The 21662-nt window shown below is 73.3% G+C and carries 14 protein-coding genes and 1 pseudogene; 8 read left to right on the top strand and 7 right to left on the bottom strand.

Features of this window, described 5'->3' with window-relative positions; all coding sequences use genetic code 11:
* The first annotated feature begins 1092 nt into the window (after positions 1–1092).
* The gene (locus AB0J67_RS29335; RefSeq protein ID WP_363486831.1) at positions 1093–1356 is read left to right on the top strand and encodes a hypothetical protein; all 264 of its coding nucleotides are present in this window, start codon (positions 1093–1095) and stop codon (positions 1354–1356) included.
* 338 nt (positions 1357–1694) lie between these two features.
* On the opposite strand, the pseudogene AB0J67_RS29330 reads toward AB0J67_RS29335, so the two are convergent.
* A pseudogene (locus AB0J67_RS29330) lies at positions 1695–1901 on the bottom strand (recombinase family protein); the annotation flags it as partial.
* A gap of 92 nt (positions 1902–1993) precedes the next feature.
* Between AB0J67_RS29330 and AB0J67_RS29325 the strand changes: the two are divergent.
* Together AB0J67_RS29325 and AB0J67_RS29320 are read left to right on the top strand one after the other, a co-directional pair.
* Positions 1994–2515, top strand: a complete 522-nt coding sequence (locus AB0J67_RS29325) for a SigE family RNA polymerase sigma factor (protein ID WP_363486829.1) — start codon at positions 1994–1996, stop codon at positions 2513–2515.
* Positions 2512–3411 (top strand): hypothetical protein, encoded by a 900-nt coding sequence (locus AB0J67_RS29320; protein WP_363486827.1) that lies wholly within the window; start codon positions 2512–2514, stop codon positions 3409–3411. Before AB0J67_RS29325 ends, AB0J67_RS29320 begins: the two co-directional genes overlap by 4 nt.
* Before the next feature lie 72 nt (positions 3412–3483).
* On the opposite strand, the gene AB0J67_RS29315 is transcribed toward AB0J67_RS29320, so the two are convergent.
* A complete protein-coding gene (locus tag AB0J67_RS29315) occupies positions 3484–8919 on the bottom strand; it encodes an AAA domain-containing protein (protein WP_363486825.1) in 5436 nt (1811 codons plus the stop codon).
* Between the two features lie 326 nt (positions 8920–9245).
* Here AB0J67_RS29315 and ligA point away from each other — a divergent pair, with 326 nt between their 5' ends.
* The gene (gene ligA / locus AB0J67_RS29310; RefSeq protein ID WP_363486822.1) at positions 9246–11357 is read left to right on the top strand and encodes an NAD-dependent DNA ligase LigA; all 2112 of its coding nucleotides are present in this window, start codon (positions 9246–9248) and stop codon (positions 11355–11357) included.
* 158 nt (positions 11358–11515) lie between these two features.
* Positions 11516–13354 carry a hypothetical protein gene (locus tag AB0J67_RS29305; RefSeq protein ID WP_363486820.1) on the top strand — a complete coding sequence of 613 codons (1839 nt, stop codon included), beginning with the start codon at positions 11516–11518 and terminating at the stop codon, positions 13352–13354.
* Here the strand turns inward: AB0J67_RS29305 and AB0J67_RS29300 are convergent.
* The 3 genes from AB0J67_RS29300 to AB0J67_RS29290 are packed head-to-tail and all read right to left on the bottom strand — an operon-like array spanning position 13351 to position 17210.
* Positions 13351–14772, bottom strand: coding sequence for an MFS transporter (locus AB0J67_RS29300; RefSeq protein WP_363486818.1), 1422 nt, complete (start codon positions 14770–14772; stop codon positions 13351–13353). The two genes, AB0J67_RS29305 and AB0J67_RS29300, sit on opposite strands and share 4 nt — an antisense overlap.
* Before the next feature lie 28 nt (positions 14773–14800).
* Positions 14801–16867, bottom strand: coding sequence for a glycogen debranching N-terminal domain-containing protein (locus AB0J67_RS29295; protein ID WP_363486816.1), 2067 nt, complete (start codon positions 16865–16867; stop codon positions 14801–14803).
* Positions 16860–17210 (bottom strand): SCP2 sterol-binding domain-containing protein, encoded by a 351-nt coding sequence (locus AB0J67_RS29290; RefSeq protein WP_363486814.1) that lies wholly within the window; start codon positions 17208–17210, stop codon positions 16860–16862. Before AB0J67_RS29290 ends, AB0J67_RS29295 begins: the two co-directional genes overlap by 8 nt.
* 302 nt (positions 17211–17512) lie before the next feature.
* Here AB0J67_RS29290 and AB0J67_RS29285 point away from each other — a divergent pair, with 302 nt between their 5' ends.
* Both AB0J67_RS29285 and AB0J67_RS29280 read left to right on the top strand, forming a co-directional pair.
* Complete coding sequence (locus tag AB0J67_RS29285) at positions 17513–18151, top strand: DUF308 domain-containing protein (RefSeq protein ID WP_363486812.1); 639 nt, start codon at positions 17513–17515, stop codon at positions 18149–18151.
* A gap of 56 nt (positions 18152–18207) precedes the next feature.
* The gene (locus AB0J67_RS29280; protein ID WP_363486810.1) at positions 18208–18744 is read left to right on the top strand and encodes a hypothetical protein; all 537 of its coding nucleotides are present in this window, start codon (positions 18208–18210) and stop codon (positions 18742–18744) included.
* Between the two features lie 85 nt (positions 18745–18829).
* Here the strand turns inward: AB0J67_RS29280 and AB0J67_RS29275 are convergent, their stop codons facing one another.
* Together AB0J67_RS29275 and AB0J67_RS29270 are read right to left on the bottom strand one after the other, a co-directional pair.
* Positions 18830–19540 (bottom strand): class I SAM-dependent methyltransferase, encoded by a 711-nt coding sequence (locus AB0J67_RS29275; protein WP_363486808.1) that lies wholly within the window; start codon positions 19538–19540, stop codon positions 18830–18832.
* A 22-nt stretch (positions 19541–19562) separates the two neighbouring features.
* Positions 19563–20906, bottom strand: coding sequence for a protein kinase (locus tag AB0J67_RS29270; protein ID WP_363486806.1), 1344 nt, complete (start codon positions 20904–20906; stop codon positions 19563–19565).
* Between the two features lie 60 nt (positions 20907–20966).
* Here AB0J67_RS29270 and AB0J67_RS29265 point away from each other — a divergent pair, with 60 nt between their 5' ends.
* A complete protein-coding gene (locus tag AB0J67_RS29265; protein ID WP_363486804.1) occupies positions 20967–21557 on the top strand; it encodes an HAD family phosphatase in 591 nt (196 codons plus the stop codon).
* Positions 21558–21662: the final 105 nt, after the last annotated feature.

The following is a 21662-nucleotide window of genomic DNA, read 5'->3' as shown; positions in this document are numbered from 1 at the left end:
CACTGGAGCCGACAAATCCCGCTAACGACATCAACTTCGAGTCAAGGAACCTCGGAGTCAGACCCGAGCGGTGAGACCATCACCATCTTCACTGGGAACCTCAAACCTGCTCGTGGACAAGATCCTGTTCAGCGCCTGACCACTGCCGCCGGACACCGCCCCTGAGGATGTGCCCGGCGGTGTGGTGGATGGGCTGGGATGCCCCATTACTAAGTGACTGGTCGTTCGTTGTGATGAACATGCGGCGTGCCAGACGTCGCCTGTTCCCCTCGGAGTGATCACGTGGCGCGACGCCCGAAGCCCAGCCGCGAAGGCACTGAGCGCATCTATGCCTGGGCGGCCTTGCTCGGCTCGGTGGCAGCTGTGCTTGCGGTGTTCCTGAAGTGAGCTGACGCGCGACGCATGGTGCGACATGTGTCATGACCGTTTAGGACCTCGGCGGCGACCTCAGGGGCGGCTACGTAGCGTGATGTGCGTCCGATGTGTATGCTGGCAAGCGGCCTGAGGCGCGATGCCGATGGCATGAGCCGAATATTTGTAGCGGGCCAGGCGCGATGCCTGTCCCGAGCTTTGGAACCTCCTCCCGCTTCGGCCGGGAGCGCGGTGGCTCGAACTACATGCTCCACCCGGGGAATCACCACCCTCGGTGGAGGCCCACCATCTTGTAGATGATCATACTGGCGAGTCTACTCGCCTTGACTGACGTCCTGCTTGCCGAAGGCGAGGGCTCAGCCACACCAGTGAAGTCGTGCTGGTTGGGCTGGGTTTTCGCACCCTAAGCCCTCCAGGAGCTTAGGAGGAATGGCAGTGGCGCTCGAACCCCTTCTCGCAGCTAGCCCGTGGGCTGTGCTTGCCGTCGTGGGTATCCCCGTAGCTGGCAAGGTCATCATCGCCGTCGTCGCTCTGCGTGGGGCTGACCCCAAGGACCGGCCCACCATCCTCAAGGCGCTTGCTGAGGTATTCCGTGCTGGATCTTGGTGGCGGCGAAGCCCGCGCGACACGCCGTGAACGTGATGGAAGCTCGGGGGTCGTGGCCGTACCCTACATGTAGCGGTGCCAGGGGATGGCACCCACAATCCCTTGGGGGAGGGTATGGCCAACGTTAAGTTCAAGTTCAACAGGGCTGGCCTTGAGCAGGCCGCGAACCAGGCCGTCCTGAACTGGGCTGCTGAGCATCAGCCCGTGCTCGACCGCGTCTTCGCTTCGCACGCCGGGAAGCCGGTTGACGAGGTCAAGGCCGCCGTGGTGTCGGCGTGGCGTGCCAAGACTGGCAAGACGCTGCCTGATGCCGACGCGACCAGCTGGGCGACGCCGATCAGTGAAGGCCAGCGGCTCGTCCTCCAGCCGAAGCGCTGACGGACGACACGGAAGGCTCCGGGTTCTCACCCCCCGGAGCCCCGGCGGCAATCGCTCGTTTCGTGTCAGCGTGCGATCCGGTAGAACACTCTGAGGTCATTTCTAGGACGTGATCACATGTCGTCGCGTAGTGCCTCAAGCGTGTGTACGGCCAAAGTGACCGCCGGAGCGCGCCGGCACGACTCGGATGGTCGAGGTGTACCAGCGATTCCCCCGTGCACGTCTGCACCGTGGCCTTGTTGAGGTGGGTGGCCACACCCTTGACTGTCAGGCCCGGCTCCGGAGGTGGCGCACTAGCTCGACCGTCGCGGACGTTACGAGGATCGGGCGCTCTAGCTTCACGCCATGCACTTTGGCCTCAGCCAGCGTTCCCGGGTGCGCTCGACGATAATCTCGCGCTCCCACGCCGCCACCCTCATGATGATGTGGGCCGCCAGCCGGCCGTTGACCGTGGACGTGTCGATGCCGAAATCCAACGCGACGACCGACCAGCCCTGCTTGCTGGCGAGCCAAAGCAGGCTAGCGAAGTCGGCCACGGAGCGAGAGAGCCGGTGAGCTTGGCGACGACCCGGCCGTCAGCTCAACTGCTTGCCAGTTAAGTCGTAAACCTTCTGATCCGCCGCGACGTGGGACAGGCATGACCGAAGCGAGAACGTGGGCCGGGGACACCGGCTACGCCGCCTTCGTCGACGAGGTATGGGCATCCCACCTGCGCATCGCCACCCTGCTGTGCGGCGACCGGCACCGTGCCGAGGAGCTGTTGCAGGACTGCCTGGTGAAGCTCTACCTGCGCTGGCGACAGGTGACGGCCCGCGGCGACCCGCACGCCTACCTGCGCCGCATGCTGGCCAATGGGAACGTGAGCTGGTGGCGGCGCACCCGCCGCGAGCACCTGACGGCGGAGTCGCCCGAGGTCGCCGGTTCGCCGGGCGCGGCGGGCGAACCGCACGAGGAACTGCGGGCGGCGCTGCTGTCGCTGTCCCGCCAGCAGCGCGCGGTGGTGGTGCTGCGCCACTACGCCGACCTGTCCGAGCGGCAGGTCGCGACGGAGCTGGGCCTGGCCGTGGGCACGGTCAAGGCGCAGCACTTCCGGGCCATGAACAAGCTGCGCGAGCTGCTGAAGGCATCCGACCGGCCTGTCGAGAGGACATCACGATGATCGACGAGGAGGAGTTCTCCATGGCACTGCGTACCCTGGCCGAGCGCGAGCCGGCCACGGCGGCGCCGACCGAGCGGCTGCTGCACCGGGGCCGCCGCACCCGCCGGGGCCGGACGGCGCTGCTGGGCACCGCGGCACTGGGCACGGTCGCGGCGGTGGCCGCGGCGGTCGCCGGGTTCGGCGGGTTCGGCGGTGCGCCGCCCGGCGGCGACCAGGTGCCGGTGGCGGCGCCGGACATCCGGCTGGCGGCGGCGGCCCAGGCCACCGCACAGACCAGCTTCACCTTCACCGTCACGACGCAGACGAGGACCGTGCCGGCGCTGCCCGGTCCGGAGCGCCGTCACTACGAGGGGGCGTACGACCCGGCGGTCCCGGCGGGCTACCTGCGCGAGCCGGGTGACCCGCGGTTCGAGGTCCGGACGGTCGGCGACGACTGCTACCGGCGCAAGCTCACCATGTGGGCGAAGAAGCCCTGCTACCCGATGACCGGGGTGTACGCCTACCTCGGCAATGTGGACCTGGCGTCGTCGGCGGAGCCGGCGCAGCGGCTGGCGGAGCTGGCCGAACTGGGCACCGTCACCGACCTCGGGGTGTCGGGGACGGGCGGCGCGGCGGTGCGGCGCTACGCGTTCGAGTTCACGGTCGAGGAGGAGAGCGGGGGCATGCCCGACCGGATCCCGGTGACGGGCACGGTCGAGGTGGGCGTGGACTCGGGCAAGGTCGCCAAGGTCGTCCACCGGGTGAAGTACCTCCGGACGGGCCGGTCGACGTTCAGCTTGGACAGCACGGTGACCTGGGTGTATGCCGACTACGGCGACCCCGTCCGGGTCGAGGTGCCGACCGGTGCGGTCCCGGATCCGACGGGTCCCGCGCCGTCGCCGAGCACGGGCGGCTGACACCGGCTCCGGCGGTCGATCGCGTCCCCACCCGGCTCCGGGCGGGGACGCGATCGACCGCATGCGGGACGGTCAGCGCTTCGTGAGCAGCATGCAGCGGGTCAGCCGGTCGTCGACGTTCTTGGTGAGCCGCTTGAGGCCGAGCGTCTCCAGGGTGGCCCGGAACAGGGCCTGCGGGTCGCCCCAGCCGTGCGTCTCGGCCGCCGCGGTCAGCAGCGCCGCTACCTCCGCCGGGGGCACGTCGTCGAGCGCGCGCGGGCCGAGCCGGCGCACCCGCACGCTCGGCTGGTGTGCCAGCCGGTAGGTGCGGGGCTTGTTCCCGGCCTCCTGCAGCGGGTTCTCCTCGACCAGCGCGCCGCGCCGCACGGCCAGCGTGATCGCCGAGTTCAGCGCGCTCGCGATGGACTTGCCGACCCGCACGCCGCCGGAGCCGCGCACGTACGCGGTGTGGATGCGATCGCCGAGCACCGGCCCCTCGACCGCGACGATCGCCAGGATCCCGTCGATCAGCTCCTGCCGGGACGCCTCCAGCGCCGACGGGACGCTGCCCCGGAACTCCTCGTACGCCGGCAGGGTGCTGGGCTGGTCCGCGACGGGCGCGACCATGGCCGGGTCGGGCTCCGGCTCGGTGTCCAGCACGTCGCGCAGCGTCGCCTCTACCTCGGGCCCGAGATCCAGCTCGACGGTCGTCACCGCGTCGAGCACCTGGGTGTCCGGCACCGGGGCTTCGAGCAGCTGGGCGTCGATCACCTCGGTGACGGCCGAGCCCGGATCCAGGACCAGGGTGTCGGTCTCGGACACAGCCGGGTCCGGCACGAGGGTGTCCTGCTCGTCGCCGACCACCGCCGTGTCCGGGCCGGTCGCGTCGGCGGGGTCGTCTCCGTCGGGGGTCCAGCCGGAGGGGTGGATGTCCAGCTCGCGCAGGGCCGCCCAGAGGTCGGCGAGCGCGGCCTGCTCGTCGACGTAGAACGCGGACTCGCGGATGCGGAAGAAGCGCCAGCCGCAGCGTTCGAGGTTGCGCTGGCGGGCCAGGTCACGCTCGTAGGCGTCCGGGCCGTGCCAGGCGTCGCCGTCGCACTCGACCGCCAGCCGCGCCTTGCCGCCGACCACGACCAGATCGATGCGGTACGCGTCGACCTGGTACTGCGGCAGCACCGTGTACCCGCGGTCCACGAGCCTGTTGTAGACGCGCTGTTCGAACAGCGAGTCGAACGGCTCCACCCGCCGGTCGTGCGGCACCCCGGCGGCGATGGCGGCCACGGCCTCCGACGACGGCCGGTCGGCCACGCCGTAGCAGTAGTCGAGCAGCTGGAAGCGCATGTCCTCGGGGTTGCCGACGTCGGACAGCCGGATCGAGTGGAACAGCCACATCTGGTCCTTGGCCCGCGACGCGGCGACGTTGTAACGCTTGACGTAGTCGTCGCGGGTCAGCGAGATCAGCGACCGCCCCGGCTCGATCGCGGCGACCATGGACAGGAACACCACGTCGCGCTCGCTGCCCTGGAAGTCGGCCGAGTCGCCGCAGCGCAGGTCGCGGGCGGCCCACTCGGCGGGCGGGATGCGCTCCAGCAGCTGCTTCTCGATCGCGGCGGCCTGCGCCTTGCCCAGCAGGGAGATGACGCCGAAGCTGAGCCCGTCGTAGCGCGGGTCGGCGATGCACTTCTCGATCTGGTCGACGATCGCGTCCACCTCGGCCGGGTTGACCTTGTTCGTGGTGCCGCGCACGTACCCGTCGGGGACCAGCACCGGCTTGATCGGCTCCAGCCGGTCGGCGCCGTACTGGCGCACCGGCTGCAGCCGGATGCCGTCGGGTTCGTAGGCGATGCGGTTGGAGAAGCCGATGATCTCGGGCACGCAGCGGCGGTGCTCGACCAGCGTGAGCAGGCCGCTGAACCGCATCCGGGCCTCGTCGAACAGGCTGCGCTGCGGGTCCTGCCAGGACGAGCGGTACGGGTCGTCGTGGATGTACTGCCCGGCCAGCGCCCGCAGCGCCGCCTGGTCGACGCCGACCGCCGACGGCGAGATCTGCTTGTCGTCGCCGATCACCACGATCTTCGGGGCGAGGTACTGCAGGAACGTCGCCTCCAGGCTCGCCTGCGACGCCTCGTCGACCACGACCACGTCGAACATGTCCGGGTGGATCTCCAGCTGCTCGGCGATGCGGTAGATCGGCATGATCCACACCGGCACCGACGGGCGGCACTTGTCCATCGCCTGGCGGATCTCCATGCGCTGCTGCGGGGCGTACTTGCCGGTGCCCTTGCCGAGCCGGCGCACCAGGTAGGCGTAGTGCTCCAGGTTGGCGCGCGAGCGCCCGGTGAGCCGGCCGGGCGACACCGCGTGGCTCCACGCCCGCTCGGCGGCGAGCTGCTCGACCACGTGGTGGATGCGCCGCTCGATCCGGTGAATGTCGGCCTGCAGCGCGTTGACGTCGGTGTTCTCCAGCTCCCGCAGCCAGGCCCGGGTGCGGGTCCACGCCCACGCCCGCTCGAACGCGGCCAGCCGCTGCGGCCAGGCGCCGTCCCCGGGCTGCTCGGTGATCGCCCGGTGCAGCTCGGGCGCGCCCTGCCGCAGCCGCGCGGACAGCTCGTCGCGGCGGGCGCAGGACCGGCGCACCGCGTCGAGCCGGGCCAGCCGCGCGTACGCGCCGCCGTAGGCGTTGACGTCGCGGTCGCGCACGGCCTGCAGCGCGCGGCGTACGCACTCGGCCGCGTCCTCCCAGCGCGCCGTCTCGTACATCTCGACGTCGAGCCGCGACAGCGGCGCCGTGGCGGCGGCCAGCACGTCGGCGGACACGGCCGCGTCGGCGAGCGCGGCGTACCCGCGCAGCGAGGCGACGTCGTTCCAGTCCGGCCGGGGCAGCTGCGCCTGGGCGAACCGGCGGTCCTCGGCGTCCAGCGCCGTCCCGAGCGCCTGCGCCTTGCGCAGCTGCGCCAGCTCCGTGCGGTGCCACTGCAGGCGCTCGGCGAGGGTGTCCTCGTCGGGGATGACGGTGCCGGTGGGCCAGGCCCGGTCGAGCGCGGTCACCGCCCGGTGCGCCTGCGCCCACAGCAGGAACGCCTGCAGCCGGTCGGGGGTGGTCGGCACCACGCCGTTCACGCGGACCTGGTCGAACAGCGGCTGCGCCTGCTTGACCACCTGCGGGGTGAGCACGCCGAGCTTCGGCGTACCGTCGGCATTGGTCTTGATCGTCTTGTCGCCCGCCAGGTGGTGCAGCAGCGCGGTGGCCAGCGGTTCGAGCGGCCCGGGGTCGGCGGCGGCGACGGTGACCCGGGTCAGGTGGCCGAGCGAGGCCAGCGGCGTGGCGGCGGTCTCGACCAGCTGGTGGATGGTGTCGGCGCGCGACTGCCAGATCGCGCTGCGGCCCGAGCGCACGTCGGCCAGCGCCTGCGGCATCCACGTCTCGGGGCGGCGGGACAGCTCCTCCACCCGGTCGGCCAGCTCCCGCAGCACCCGCTGGAACTCCCGGCGCGAGGCCTCGGGCAGCCGGCCGACGACGGCGTACCCGGCGTGGGCCCGGTGCGCCTCGTAGCGTTCGTGCCGGGCCCTGGCCGTGGCCTCGTCGGTCACCAGCTGCGCGAACGCGTCGGGGGTGGGCACCGCGGCGAGGTCGGGCAGGCGGCGGTGCGACTCGGCCTCGTCGGCGGCCAGCGCGGCGTCGCGCAGCAGCCCGTGCCAGGCGGTGATCTCCTCGTCGGTCAGCGGGACCGGGGTCTGCGCGCCGAGGGCGGCGAACCCGGTCAGCCACTCGAACCACGGGGCCAGCTCGCGATGCTGCAGGGCGATGGCGGCCTGCGTGCCGTGCAAGCCGTCCACCTCGTACACGGCGACGTCGGCCGCCCGCGCGTCGATCAGCTGCCGGTGCACGGCGGCACGGCGGCGGCGCAGCTCGTCGATCTCGGCCAGGTGGCGCGCGATGGTGTCGGCGGAGCGCTGCGGGTCGTGGTCGGCGGCGGTGGCCGCGATCCGCTCCACCGCGACCTTGAGGTCGGCCATGTCCTCGCGCGACGTGCCGACCACCGACACCGACAGCGGCTTGAACGCCGCGGGCAGCTTGTCGCGCACCTCCCGCAGCGCGCGGTCGGTGTGCGCGGTGACCAGCACCCGCTTGCCCTGCGCCAGCAGGTGCGCCAGCAGCGCGGCGGCGGTGTGCGTCTTGCCCGTGCCGGGCGGGCCCTGCACCAGGGTCTGCGCCCGGGTGTCCACGTGCGAGACGATGCGCCGCTGCACGTCGTTGACCGGCAGCGGCAGGAAGTGCTCGTCGTCGACCTGCACCACCGCGCCGTCGCGGCTGTCGGCGGTCACCGCCGGGCGGTGGTCGGGGTCGACCAGCGGCAGCACGCCGTCGGGCACGGCCGCCGCCGCCGACAGCTGCTCGACGATGGTCCGGAAGATGTCGACGATGCCCTGCTGCGAGCGCTTGCGCAGGACGATCGCCGGAGCGAAGGCCGCGGCGGGGCGCGCGCCGACCGAGGGCTGGTCGTCGCCGTCGTCGTACTCGGCGTCGGGGTCCAGGGTGTGCACCAGGCTGCGGGCCAGCGCGCCGACCGCCTCGCGGTGCAGCGGGTGCTCCTCGGCCTGCTGGGCGCGGGCCCGGACCTCGTTGACGTTGCGGGCGTTGACCAGGCTCGGGTCGAGCATGTCGACCTCGACCCGCAGCGTGTCGCCGCTCTCGGCCCGCTCGACGGTCAGCCGGCCGGTGTCGTCGTTGAGCCGGATCACCGCGGGCACCGTCAGCAGGTGCCGCTTGACCGCGGCGTGGCCGTGCGGCGGCAGCCAGCCCAGGCACGCCACGCCCAGCACGAGCTCCAGCTCCTCGGGGTTGCCCGAGGACGCCACGTGCATCGTGAACAGCCTGCGGTAGAACTCGCGCACCTGCTCGTCGCGCCGCTCGGTGCCGGCCCAGTCCTGCCACCGCGCCAGCCAGGCGTCCAGCTCGGCGCGGACCGCGGGCAGCTCGGCCAGCCGCAGCTGCACCGAGCGCAGCGTCCCGTCCCCGGCGTCGCCCGGGTCGGGCGCGCCGTCCGGGTGGCCGGCCGCGGCCGCGGCCTCGCCGGGGCCGGTGGACGGCTGATCCGGGTCGGCCGGGTGGCCCAGCACGACGGTCGCGTCCGGATCGTCGGCCGGCGCCAGACCCTCGGGCACGGCCGGGCTGTCGGCGGGCACGGTGATCGTGTCGCGCAGGACGGGCGGGCGCTGCGCGTCGTCGAGCGCGCCGTCCAGCCACGGCGCCAGCGCCTCGGGCACCGAGGGCGGCGCGGGCCGGGGCACCCGGTCCACGGTGAGCAGCGGCGCGTCCGGCAGCGGGTCGCCGTTGCGGTGCGCGAGGCGTACGGCGTGGTGCACCGGCAGCGCGCCCAGCCACAGCGACGAGTGGTACGAGTCGACCGAGCGGATCGGGGTGTTCTTCAGCCCGGCCGCCGCGCCGAGGAAGGTGAACAGCCGGACCGCGCGGTCGACCATCGGATCCACGATGTCGATGGTCTGCTCCTGGCCCGTCTCGTTCATGCGGCCTTCGTCCCCCGGTGCGTGTGTCGTCGTCGAACCGGCGGAGCATAAGCGAGATCTTGGCCGGGGCGCGTACAGGCGTGACGGTGCGCCCCAAAGTAGGCACGCACGGTCCACGCCGCGCGGCCCCCGAGGTCCGGCCCCGCTGGTGCGGTCGGCCGCGCCCGTCGGCTGTTCAGCCGGTCGGCCCTCCACCGGAACGCGCGCCGGCGCCCGCGGCGTGACGGGCGTCGCGGGGCCCGTTTCGGCGCGCCATTCCTGTCACACCCTGCGGATACGTTATAGCTGCCCAGTTCCGCCAGCGGGTCCGGACGAAGGGAACCCCCATGCCTGTCACCGCGGCCGCACCGGTCGTCGACCCGACGCACGCCCAGCCGTTCTACACCCACGACGAATACCTCGCCGCCGTCGCGCGGGCCCTGCGCGCCGCCACGGCGTACCACGCGGGCGACGCCACCGTCGACGACGCCACCTACGACGCGCTCGTCGCGCGGATCGCGGCGACCGAGGACCACCACCCCGCGTGGCAGGTCACCGGCTCGCCCACCAGGATCGTCGGCGGCGCCGGCGGCGACGTCGAGCACAGCGGGCCGATGCTCGGCCTGGACAACGTCTTCGACGAGGACGGCCTGCGCGGCTGGGCCGCCCGGCTGCACAAGGCGGTCGGCCAGCGGGTCGCCCAGTACACGGTCGAGCCGAAGGTCGACGGGCTGGCGGTGGCGGCCCACTACGTCGACGGGCGGCTGACGCTGGTGGCCACCCGCGGCGACGGGCGCACCGGCGAGGACGTCACCGCCCAGGCCCGGCTGGTCGCGGGCCTGCCGCGGCAGCTCGCGGCGCCGGTCAGCATCGAGGTGCGCGGCGAGGTGTTCATGACCGACGCCGACTTCGCGGCGGCGAACGCGATCCGGGAGGCCAACGGCGAGCCGCCGTTCGTGCACCCGCGTTCGGCCGCCGCCGGCACGATCCGGGCGACCGGCCGCGGCTACCGGGTGCCGCTGTCGTTCCTGGCCTACGCCGCGGTCGGGGTGCCGGCCGAGCACGCGCAGGCCCACTCGGACGCGATCGCCTACCTGGCCGGGCTCGGGGTGGCCACCACGGCGCAGTCGTCGGCCGGGATGGTCGTCGGGACCAGCATCGACGAGGTCGTCGACGTCGTCGCCGCGCTCGGCGCCCGGCGCGGGCAGCTCGGCTTCGCCGTGGACGGCGTGGTCGTCAAGGCCAACTTCACCGCCGACCAGCAGGCGGCGGGTGAGTCGAGCCGGGCGCCGCGCTGGGCCGTGGCGTACAAGTTCCCCGCCGACACCCGCACCACCACCCTGCTGCGCATCGACGTGCAGGTGGGCCGCACCGGGCTGATCACCCCGGTCGCGGTGCTGGAGCCGGTCCAGGTCGGCGGGGTCATCGTCGCGTCGGCGACCCTGCACAACTTCGCCGACCTGCTGCTGCGCGACGTGCGGGTCGGCGACACGGTGTTCGTCCGTCGGGCCGGCGAGGTGATCCCGGAGATCACCGGCGCCAAGCTCGACGAGCGGCCCGAGACCGCGCAGCCGTTCGAGCCCCCGGCCTGCTGCCCGCGCTGCCAGGGCGAGATCGACCGGTCCCAGAAGCGCTGGCGCTGTCTGCGCGGCCGGGCCTGCGGCGCCAGGGAGGCCCTGCTGTACTACGCCGGCCGCGACGCGATGGACATCGAGGGCCTCGGTGACAAGGTCGTCGACAGCCTCCTCGCCGCGGGCCTGGTCACCGACCCCGCCGACCTGTACGGGCTGGACGCCGCGACGCTGTCCCGCCTGGACGGGATGGGCGCGCTGTCGGCGGCGAACCTGGTCGCCAACATCGAGGCGTCCAAGCGCAAGCCCCTGTCGCGCGTGGTGACCGCCCTCGGGGTGCGCATGACCGGCCGATCGCTGTCCCGGCGCATCGCCCGCCATTTCGGGACCATGGCCGCGATCCAGGCCGCGACGGCCGCCGACTGGGAGCTGGTCGACGGGATCGGGGCCGGCCGCGCGCAGGTCATCGTCGCCGAGCTGGCCGAGCTGGCCCCGGTCATCGAGCGGCTCGCCGCGCACGGGGTCACCATGGAGGAGCCGGGCAGCCCGGCCCTTTCGCCCGCCGCGGCGGAGCAGGGCGGCGCGGCCCTGCCGCTGCAGCGCCGCGACGGCACGCCGCTGACCGTCGTCGTCACCGGTTCGGTGCCGGGCCTGAGTCGCACCGAGGGCAACGAGGCGGTCGAGGTGCTCGGCGGCAGGTCGTCCGGGTCGGTGTCGCGCAAGACCGACTTCGTCGTCGTCGGCGACGGCGCCGGGTCCAACGCCGACAAGGCGGCCCAGCTCAGGCTGCCCGTGCTGGCGGGGGAGAAGTTCGCCGAGCTGCTGGCGGCCCACCGCGCCGGCAAGCACAAGCAGGTGCGGCAGATCGTGCGCACCGTCGTGCGGTAGCCGTCGGGTTTCATGATCGAGGCTCCGGTCGCGGGAAAGCGCGAACGGAGCCTCGATCACGTGGCGGAGGTGCGGGACGCCCGGGTCCGGCCGCGTTGCGGGCGGCGGATGCGGGCGTTCCGGCGCTGCGGCGGGGGCCGGGGCGCGAGACTGCAGGGGTGAGTGGCGAGCGCGATGCCCCGGGACTGCCCGCGGGCACCGACCTGCTCGCCCTCGTGCGCCGGTTCGAGCCGGTGCTGGCCTTCACCGCGGGCGAGCTGTTCCACCCGATGCCCGTCGAGCAGTACCTGGCCGGTGCGGCGCTGTGGTCGTCACGCCGCGACGGCCAGGGCACGGCCACCCTGCTCGTCGACCACGGGCAGCTCGACCCGCGGCGGCTGGCCGAGCAGGCGCGGGCCAACCCGGACGCGCCGCTGTTCCTGCGCTACGCGCCGCGCTCGCTGCAACGCCGCGAGCTGCTCGCCTGGCGGCGCCGCCCGGACCGGCCCGCGTTCACCGGGGTGTCGCGGCTGGCCGCGGTGGGCCTGCTCGGCCGGGTCATCGACTCGCTGATGCGGCTGTCGCTGACGCTGCGCGGCCGGGTGCCCGGCGGCCTGACCGCGGCCGTGCAGCGGCAGTACGCCGCCGTCACCGACCCGTACGACGCCTACCACGCCCACGTCAGCACCGACGGCGGCTACGTGGTGATCCAGTACTGGTTCCTGTACGCGATGAACGACTGGCGGTCCAGCTTCGCCGGCGTCAACGACCACGAGTCCGACTGGGAGCAGATCACCGTCTTCCTGGTGCCGTCCGGGCCCGATCCCGGCCCGCACAGCGGCGAGGGGCACACCGTGGCCTGGGTGGCGCTGTCCTCCCACGACGAGGTCGGCGCCGACCTGCGCCGCCGCCCCGACGACCCGGACCTGACCTGGTTCGACGGCACGCACATCGTCGGCAACGCCGGGGCGGGCTCGCACTCGGGGGCGTACCTGCCCGGCGACTACCTGGTGCGGGTGCAGCCGCCCGCGCTGGCCAAGGCGTTCGCTGTGGTCAACGCCGTCCGCTCGGTGCTGCTGCCGTGGACCCGTAACCGGCCCCGGCTCGGCCTGGGCATCCCGTACGTCGACTACCGGCGCGGCGACGGCGTGCGCATCGGTCCCGGCACCGCCCGCCCGTGGACCCCGATCCTGATCGACTCGGCCACGCCGTGGGTCCGCGACTACCGGGGGCTGTGGGGGCTGGACACCGACGACCCGTTCGGCGGGGAGCGGGCCCCGGCCGGCCCCCGCTACGAGCGCAGCGGCGCGATCCGCGCGTCCTGGGCCGACCCCGTCGGCTGGGCGGGCCTGGACCGGGTGCCGCCGCCCGCCGCCGCGGCCGAAGCCCGGCTGACCCGCATCACCGAGCTGGACGGGCTCGTCGCGGAGCTGGACGAGCAGATCGCCGAGGGCCAGCACGAGCTGCGCCGGGCCGCGTCCGGGCTGGAGGTGCTGCCCACGACGGTCACCGACTCCCGGCGCGGCGGCGACGGCGGCGCGGCCCAGACCACCGAGCGGGAGCAGGCGATCGCCGCGCTGCGCACCCGCCGCCGCGCCGCCGTCAACGAGCGCGACCAGCTGCGCGAGGTCGGCACCGCGGTGCCCGAGCCGCCGCCGCACGCCCACCTGCGCCACCGTGCCGTGCCCGACGTGACCACCCCGGCGGGCGCGCTGCTGCGGTTCTGGACCGGGGCGTCGCTGTCGGTGCTGCTGATCCTGCTCGGCCTCGGCCTGCTGCTGGACCTCGGCGGCGTGCTGTGGGTGACGCTGGCCGCGGTGCTGATCGTGATGGCCGTCGAGGCGCTGCTGCGCCGCCGGCTGCTGCTGTTCCTGCTCAGCCTCGCCATCATCGGCGGCACGGTGTACCTGATCTGGCTGCTCGCCACCAACCTGCGCTTCGCGCTGGGCGTGCTGGCGCTCGCCGCCGCGGTCGCGATCGGCGTGGCCAACCTGCGTACGCTGCTCGAACGCCGCTAGCCGGGTGACCGGGCCGCGCCGGGGGCGGCCGTCTTCGGCAGCAGCGAGGCCGCCCACAGCCCGGCGACCGCGACGACCGCGAGGACCGCCATCGCCAGCGCGTACGAGCGCTGCGGGGTCACCGTGATCCCGGCCACGATGATCGTGCCGGCGACGGCGGTGCCCAGCGACGAGCCGAGGTTCGACACGCTGCGGGACAGGCCGGAGATCTCGCCCTGACGGTCGTCGCCGAAGCTGGACTGCACGACGTTGACCGACGGGGTCAGCATCAGGCCGAGCCCGAGCCCGATGAACAGCAGGCCGGGCGCGAACGCCCACACGTTCGGCGACCAGGCGACCATGGCCAGCAGCGCGGCGACCCCGAGCGCGGTGAGCACGAAACCGGCCTGGATCAGGGTGCGCTGCGGGCGCCTGCGGGCCAGCCGCTCGGCGGCCAGCGACGTGATCAGCAGGCCCGCGGTGGCGGCGGTGAAGATGATGCCGGTCTGGATGGCGTCGTAGCCGCGGACGACCTGGAGATAGGCCGCGACGGTGAACGACGTGCCCATCAGGATCAGCCACTGGGCGTTCTGGGTGATCAGGCCGAGGTTGGAGACGCGGTTGCGGAACAGCGCGGTGGACAGCAGCGGCTCGCGGCCCGCGCGCTCCTTGGCGCGCACCGACCGGAAGAACAGGGCGAGGAACAGCACCCCGGCGGCGATCAGGGCGAGCATGAGCCAGACGTTGTCGTCGGCGGCGAGGATGCCCGAGACGAGCAGGACGAGCCCGGTCGCCGACAGCACGGTCCCGCCGACGTCGAACGGCCGGGTCGGGTCGGGCGGCAGCGGATCCGGGACGCGGCGGCTCAGCACGACGATCACCGCGATGACGGCGGCCTGGAACACGAACGCCCAGCGCCAGCTCAGCGCCGATGTGATCAGCCCGCCGATCAGCGGCCCGGCCGCCGCCCCGACCCCGCCCATGGCGCTGATCGCGCCGAACGCGCGGGCACGGGCGGCGACGCCGGTGAACAGCAGCGTGGTGAGGATGTACACGGGCGGGATGAGCAGCGCGGTGCCGACGCCCTCCAGGATCGAGTTGCCCAGGATGAGCACGCCGAGGCTGGGCGACACGGCGCTCAGCAGCGCGCCGACGCCGTAGAGCACGAGCCCGGCGGTGAAGCAGCGCTTGCGGCCGTACCGGTCGGTGAGCTTGCCGCCGGGGATCATGAACGCCGCCATCACCAGCAGGAAGATGGTGATGGCGATCTGCACGCCCTGGACCGTCGTGTTCAGGTCCTCGCTGATGTCGTTGATCATCACGTTCATGTTGGAGCCGGCGAAGCTGCAGATGAACTGCGCCAGCGCCAGCGGGACCAGCGCCTGCCGCAGCGCGACCGGCGGCCGGCCGGCCGGGACGGCCGCACCCGCGGCCGTCACCGCTCACCCCGGGTGCCGTCCATCGGGCTCAGCGCCCGGCCGCGGCGAGCGAGGGGCGCAGGCTGCTGGTCGGCGGCACCTTGACCGTGCCGCGGCCGAACGCGTCGACCCGGCCCCACCGGCCCGGGATGCCCAGCAGCTCGATCCGGCCCAGCCCGGCGGGCAGCGCCGCGTCGACCACCAGGCTGTCGCCCAGCGGCTGCAGGCCCAGCATCGTGCGCAGCAGCAGCAGCGGAGCGCCCGTCGACCACGCCTGCGGGCTGCACGCCGTCGGGTACTGCACCGGGTACTTCGTCACCTCGCGCGGGTAGCCGCCGAACGCCTCCGGCAGCCGCCCGCCGAAGAACTCCGCCGCGTCCAGGATCCCGGCCGCGATCTGCGCCGCCTCCTTCTTGAACCCGTACCGGCGCAGGCCCCACGCTATGAACGAGCAGTCGAACGGCCACACCGTGCCCACGTGGTAGCCGATCGGGTTGTAGCGCCGCTCGCCCACGGCCAGGGTGCGCACGCCCCAGCCGGAGAACAGCCGCGGCCCCATCAGGTGCCGGGCCACCGCGCGCGCCTTCGACTTGTCGACGATGCCGCTCCACAGCAGGTGGCCGATGTTCGACGACAGCGCGTCGACCTGCCCGCCCTCGGTGTCGCGGGCCAGCGCGAAGTACTCCCCGTCGGCGACCCAGAAGTCGCGGTTGAAGCGGCGCTTCAGGTCGGCGGCCTTGCGCTCGAGCGCGGCGGCGTACTCCGGGTCGCGCCAGATCTCACGCGCCAGCCGCGCGCCGCGCACCCGCGCGTCGTAGGCGTAGCCCTGCAGCTCGCAGGTGGCGCGCGGGAAGCCCGGCAGGCGCCCGTCGCGGTAGGAGATCGAGTCCCACGAGTCCTTCCAGCACTGGTTCTCCAGGCCGGTCTGCTCGTTGCGGCGGCGGTACCAGATGTACCCGTCGCCCATCAGGTCGGCGTACTCGTCGATCCAGCGCAGCGCCGCCCGCGCCTCCAGCTCCAGGTCCCGCACCAGGGCCTTGTCGCCGGTCCACCGCTCGTACTCGTCCAGCAGCACCACGAACAGCGGTGTCGCGTCGGCGTTGCCGTAGTACGGCGTGTGCGGCTGCTCCCGGAACGCCGCCGACTCCCCGTAGCGCATCTCGTGCAGGATGCGGCCCGGGTCCTCGTCGCGGAAGTCGTCGAGCCGGGTGCCCTGCCGCGCGGCCAGCTCCCGCAGCGTCGTCGCGGCCAGCTCGGGCATGAACGGCAGCGCCTGCAGGCTGGTGAAGATGCTGTCCCGGCCGAACATGGTCATGAACCAGGGCAGGCCCGCGGCCGGCAGGCTGCGCCCGCCCGAGCTCAGCGGGGCGAACCGCAGCGCCGCCAGGTCGATCAGGCTGCGCCGGTACGTGGTGTGCAGCGGCTCCCAGTCGCTCTCCAGGTGCGGTGCCTCGGCCAGCCACCGGTCCAGGTCACCGGCCATGTCGACGATCGGCGGCGCGAGCAGCACCGGCTTGCCCCCGTAGCCGAGGATGGTCGGCGCCACCCGCAGCTCGGCGGTCCAGCCCTCCTGCGGCTTGATGCGCACCGTCCAGGTCAGCCCCTGCTCGTCGAACTCGGGGCGGGGCTGCGCGGTGACCGTGGTGTAGCGGTGGAACGTCTCCCGCTCGTACCCGAACACCAGCCGGTCGCGCTCGGCCCTGGCGTAGAGGTCGCCCTTCTTCTGCTGGGCGTTCTTCACGTCGAACAGGTCGGCGAAGTCGCTGCCCGCCGCGATCCGCACGGTCAGCTCGACCGGGTCCTCGCCGTGGTTGAGGATCTCCAGGCGCTCGCGGAAGCCGTCGCCGACCTCGCGCAGCCGCAGCACCGACAGCTTCGCGTCGATGTAGACCGTGCCGGTGCCCGGCACGAGGAAGAACTGGGTCTGGAAGTACTGCAGGTCGTCGACCGACAGCATGCCCAGCCGCTGCCCGTCCACGGTCATCACCCAGGTGGACAGGAAGCGGGTGTCCCAGGCGAACAGCCCCGACGGGTCGATCGGCGACGCCTCGATGTCACCCCGGTCGTCGCTGACCACGAACGTGTTGCCGTGCAGGATGCGCACCTGGTCAGCCACGGCCGGCCGCCACGGGTGCGGACTCCGAGAACAGGCGCTGGGTGAGCATGAGCAGCTCGGGATCGCCCTCGGCGCCGATGGCGCCGCGCAGGTACGCGGCCATGGTGCTGTCGTGTCCTTCGAGGATCCGGTCGAACGTCTCGGTGTCGGTCTGCACGGCGCAGTCGCCGCCGCGCCCGCGCCGCGACACGGTGATGTCGCCGTGGTCGATGTCGACCACCCACCGCTGCACGCTGCGGCCGGATCCGATGTCGAACCGGATGCTGCCGGTGACGCGCCGCAGCAGCGGCTCGTGGCCGCGCTTGCCGAGTTCGGTGAAGAACGTCTCCGTCGCCGTGGGCATGGCGATCATCTCCTCCGCGAGAGGGGCGGACGCCGCGCCGGGCGGCGCGTGCGGACCGCGCGCAGGCGGCCGCCGACCGGCGTCCCGCCTGCGTGCGCCCGCCGCGCAACGGCGGACGCGCTGAACCTGAGCGTACTACCGTCGCCCGTTTGGTGAGCTTTCATTGGGATTCATGGCAGTGCGGCCAAGTCCGCCACATCAGCCCGTTTCGCGGAGCATGGTGTACGCAGGGACGCGCGCACCCGACCGATCAGGCAGGCCGGTTCCGGTGCACGCCGCCCACGGCGCAGCGAGGAGGAGGCATGACCACCGCATCCGGAGACGGCCGGAGCAGGCCGACGGGCACGCCGTCGCCGCTGGCCGGCATGGCCGGCAACCCCTTCGCCTCACCCGGCCGGGTGGCCGGGCTGACCTGGCTGCCCTGGTGGGTCTTCCTCATCACCGGCTGCTTCTGGCTCGTGGTCAGCTGGGTGGTGCTCGCGTTCAACACCCGCAGCCTGGGCACCGTCGCCGTGCTGGCCGGGATCGTGATCCTGGTGGCCGCCGTGGCCGAGCTGTTCGACATGTTCTTCGCACCCGGCTGGCGCTGGCTGCACGGCATCCTGGGCATCGTCTTCCTGCTCACCGGCTTCTTCGCGATCATCAACCCGGGCAAGACGGTGTTCTGGCTGGCCGCCATCCTCGGCTGGTACCTGCTGTTCAAGGGCGCCGCCGACATCGTGCTGGCCTTCCTGTCCAAACGCGAGCACGACCTGTGGTGGGTCGGCCTGATCGTCGGCGTGCTGGAGATGCTGCTGGGCCTGTGGGCCGCCGGGCGGTTCTTCCGCTCGGTCGCCCTGCTCGTCATCGTCATCGGCGTGATCGCGCTGACCCGGGCCATCACCGACTTCGTCATGGCCTTCCGGGTACGCGACATGGTGCGCGCCGCGCGCGAGGGCTGACGCCTACCCGATCGACCCGAACGCCTCACGCACGGTGATCGTGTTTGGATGATCACATGCGCGGAGAACGTATCGGAGCGATCATCGGCTCCATCGGCGGACTGGTCTTCATCCTCATCAACGCCGGTCAGCTGGCCGCACCCCTGAGCACGGTGGTACGCGTCGCGGGCGCGCTCGGCTTCGCCGCCGTCGTGTGGTTCGCCGTGATCAGGCCCGGCGCCCCGGCGGCGCCCGCGGGCCCGCCGACGGGGCGTGCCATCCGGATCTACTGGGCCGCCGTCGCGGCGATGGTCGTCGCCATCCCCGCCGGTGCCGCGCTGCTCAACAACGTCCTGGACCGCCCCGCGCTGACCCCGCTGTGGGTGGTCTTCGTGGTCGGCGCGCACTTCCTGCCGTTCGCGGGCGCGTTCGAGGCACCGGTCTTCGCCAGGCTGGCCTGGACGATGATGGGCCTGGCCGCCGCCGGGGCGGTGCTCGGCGTCCTGGTCACCGCGTCCGCGGTCGCCTGGGCGGGCGTGCTGGCCGGGGCGGCGCTGCTGGCGTTCAGCGCGGCCGGGTCGATGCGCCGGCCGGTGGCCGTACCCGCACCCTGACCAGCCGTGGGCCGCGCCCGGCCGCACGCGGGACCCGGCTGAACCTGGCATCAGCCGGGCGACGCCGAGCCCGTGGCCGCCGAGGTCACGCGGCGGTGAGCACCAGCCAGGCGAAGCCGAGCGTGCCCCGGTAGCCGCCGAGGTACTCGTCACGCCGCCGGTCGGCGAAGGCGCGGGCGTGCGGGGTGCCGAGGGCCTCGATGCCCGCCCGCCAGTCCGACTCGAAGTCGTCCCACTCGCCCAGCGTCGACTCCGCCACGTGCGTCGTGCGGAAGCCCGCGGCCACCGCCAGCCGGGCCAGGCTCGCCAGGTCGGTCATGTCGCCGAAGATCTCGCGGACCTGCGCGGTCGGCTCCGTCCGGTAGAAGCCCTCGCCGAACAGCAGCTTCCCACCCGGCGCGGTCAGCGGGCGCAGCGCGGCCAGGGCCTGCTCGGTGCCGCCCCAGATGTGGCTCGCGCCGACGTTGACCACCAGCTCGGCCGGGCGGTCCCAGGTCGTGGCGTCGGCGGCGTGGAAGCCGACCCGGTCGGCGATGCCCAGCTCCGCCGCGCGGCGGCGCACCCGCTCGCCGTCGGCGGCCTCACGCTCCACGCCGTCGCCGTCGATCCCGTGCGCGTGGCACAGCCGCAGCAGCAGCTCACCGTTGCCGCAGCCCAGATCGAGCGCGCGCCAGTGCGGACCGTCTGGCGCCAGGCGCCGGACCAGGTCCGCGGCGCGGGCCTCGCCCAGCGGCGCGTTGAACGTCAGCCCGGCGGAGGCGGCGGCGAAGAACGGCCGCAAATCTTGATCAACCACGCCCACACCGTAGCGGACGGGCTCAGCGGAACTCGGTGCCGAGCCACTCGCCGGTGCCGGGTCCGGCCAGGCAGTGGAAGATCCAGCGGTCCCGCCCGAGCTGCACCGGCCACGGCTCCAGCTCCCAGCCGCGGGTGCGTCCCGGGTCGCGGCTGCACGCCGCCAGCACCCGCGCCGAGCACACCGCCGCCACCGTCGGATGCTCGATCAGCTCCTCCTGCCGCAGGTAGACGGCCTCCTCCGGCAGCTCCGCCGCGGCGAACGTCTCCCAGTAGTGCAACTCGTCCGGGCTGATCCGCCGCGGCGTGCGCCCCAGCCCGCCGGGGATGACCAACCCGCCCCAGCACATCGGCGAGGCGGGCACGTAGTACCCGTCCCGGGCGACGAAACCGGCCGGCACCGCCGCAACGCCGACCGGGGGCGGGGTCGGGGTGATCACGGCGGTGGCGGCGAGCGCGGGCTCGACCAGCGTCGGCGCGGTCGGGCGGCGTTGCTGCACCACCGTCGGCTCGCCGCCCGCGGGGGCCGGGGGCGCGCCGGTGCCGCGCAGCGCCGCGGCGACCCGGGCGATCGCGGCACCGAGCGCGGCGGCGCTCGCCCAGCGCGCGTCCGGATCGGACGCCAGTGCCCGCTCCACCAGCGCCACCACCGGCGGGGGCACGTCGGGGCCCAGCGGCGGCGGAGGCTGGTTGATCCGCATCATGGCCGCCGCGAACGGGTTCTCCGCGGTGAACGGCCGCCGCCCGGTCAGGCACTCGTACGCGACCACGCCGAGCGCGTACACGTCGCTGCGCGCGGTCGCCGGGTGGCCGAGCACCTGCTCGGGGGCCAGATAGGACAGCGTGCCGATCACCGCGCCGGTCGCGGTCAGCGCCGTCGCGCCGTCTCGCCGGGCGATGCCGAAGTCGGTGAGCAGCAGCGTGCCGTCGGGGCGCACCAGCAGGTTGCCCGGCTTGACGTCGCGGTGCACGATGCCCCGGCCATGCACCGCGTGCAGCGCGTTCGCGACCTGCCCGACCAGGTGCAGCGTGGCGAGCGGCGACAGCCTGCCGTAGCGGGCGAGCACCTTGGACAGCGGATCGCCGTCGACGTACTCCATCACCAGGTACGCGCCGTCGGGCCCGTGCTGGAAGTCGTGGATGGCGACCACGCCCGGATGGCGTACCCCCGCCATGGCCCGCGCCTCGGCGAGGAAGCGGCGGGTGAAGTCGTCGTCGTCGGCCAGCGCCGCCAGCACCGTCTTCACCGCGACGGGCCGGCCCAGCACGACGTCGGTGGCGCGCCACACCTCGCCCATGCCGCCCGCGCCGATGCGCTCGTCCATGCGGTAGCGGCCGTTGAGCAGTCCGGGGTGGGTCGCCGTCATGTCCGTCATTAAACCGAACCGGGCGCACCGATCCGGTGCGGCGTCAGTACCCTTCACCGGGTGACGCTGGCCCTGCCGCCCGGGGAGTTCCGGGCCTACCTGTTCGACTGCGACGGCACCATCGCCGACAACATGCCGCTGCACTACCGCGCCTGGCGGCAGGCGCTCGGCGAGTGGGGCTGCGACCTGCCCGAGGAGCTGTTCTACGCCTGGGGCGGGCGGTCGGTGGCCGACATCGTCGTCGACCTCAACACGGCGCAGGGCCTGGCCATGCCGGTCGCCGCGGTCGAACGCCGCCACGCCGACCTCTACCAGGCGCTGATGCCCGAGCTCACCGCCGTGCCGGAGGTGGTGTGGCACATCGAGGACGGGCACGGCCGCGTGCCGATGGCCGTGGTGTCCGGCGGGGCCCGCGAGCCGGTGTCGCACTCGTTGCGCACCCTCGGCCTGCTCGACCGGTTCGACGTGCTGGTCTGCGCGGGGGAGTACACCCGGGGCAAGCCCGACCCGGAGTGCTTCCTGCTGGCGGCGGCACACCTCGACGTGGCACCGGAGCACTGCCTGGTCTTCGAGGACACCGACCTGGGGATGCAGGCCGCGGCCGCCGCGGGCATGGCGGCGGTGCGGGTGCCCCCGCCCTGGCAGCGCTGAGGCAGTCCGGCCGACGAGTTTACCGGCCCGTGATCTCGGCTCGGCCGTGGGTGGCCCGCACCACGGTGTGACGGTGGTGGCCCCGTGAGCGTCGGCACTGTTAGC

Origin of the sequence: Catellatospora sp. NPDC049609 (assembly GCF_040675365.1) — a bacterium.
In the GTDB taxonomy this organism is placed as follows: Bacteria; Actinomycetota; Actinomycetes; order Mycobacteriales; family Micromonosporaceae; genus Catellatospora.
Note: the sequence above shows the minus strand (reverse complement) of the source record. Positions and strands in the feature narration are given on the sequence as shown.

Bases quoted from the DNA above. Each gene is read 5' to 3' on its own strand.
- ligA (WP_363486822.1), top strand. From the start codon at position 9,246: ATGCCTGTCACCGCGGCCGCACCGGTCGTCGACCCGACGCACGCCCAG.
- AB0J67_RS29315 (WP_363486825.1), bottom strand. From the start codon at position 8,919: ATGAACGAGACGGGCCAGGAGCAGACCATCGACATCGTGGATCCGATG.
- AB0J67_RS29320 (WP_363486827.1), top strand. From the start codon at position 2,512: ATGATCGACGAGGAGGAGTTCTCCATGGCACTGCGTACCCTGGCCGAG.
- AB0J67_RS29290 (WP_363486814.1), bottom strand. From the start codon at position 17,210: ATGCCCACGGCGACGGAGACGTTCTTCACCGAACTCGGCAAGCGCGGC.
- AB0J67_RS29270 (WP_363486806.1), bottom strand. From the start codon at position 20,906: ATGACGGCGACCCACCCCGGACTGCTCAACGGCCGCTACCGCATGGAC.
- AB0J67_RS29285 (WP_363486812.1), top strand. From the start codon at position 17,513: ATGACCACCGCATCCGGAGACGGCCGGAGCAGGCCGACGGGCACGCCG.
- AB0J67_RS29335 (WP_363486831.1), top strand. From the start codon at position 1,093: ATGGCCAACGTTAAGTTCAAGTTCAACAGGGCTGGCCTTGAGCAGGCC.
- AB0J67_RS29325 (WP_363486829.1), top strand. From the start codon at position 1,994: ATGACCGAAGCGAGAACGTGGGCCGGGGACACCGGCTACGCCGCCTTC.
- AB0J67_RS29280 (WP_363486810.1), top strand. From the start codon at position 18,208: ATGCGCGGAGAACGTATCGGAGCGATCATCGGCTCCATCGGCGGACTG.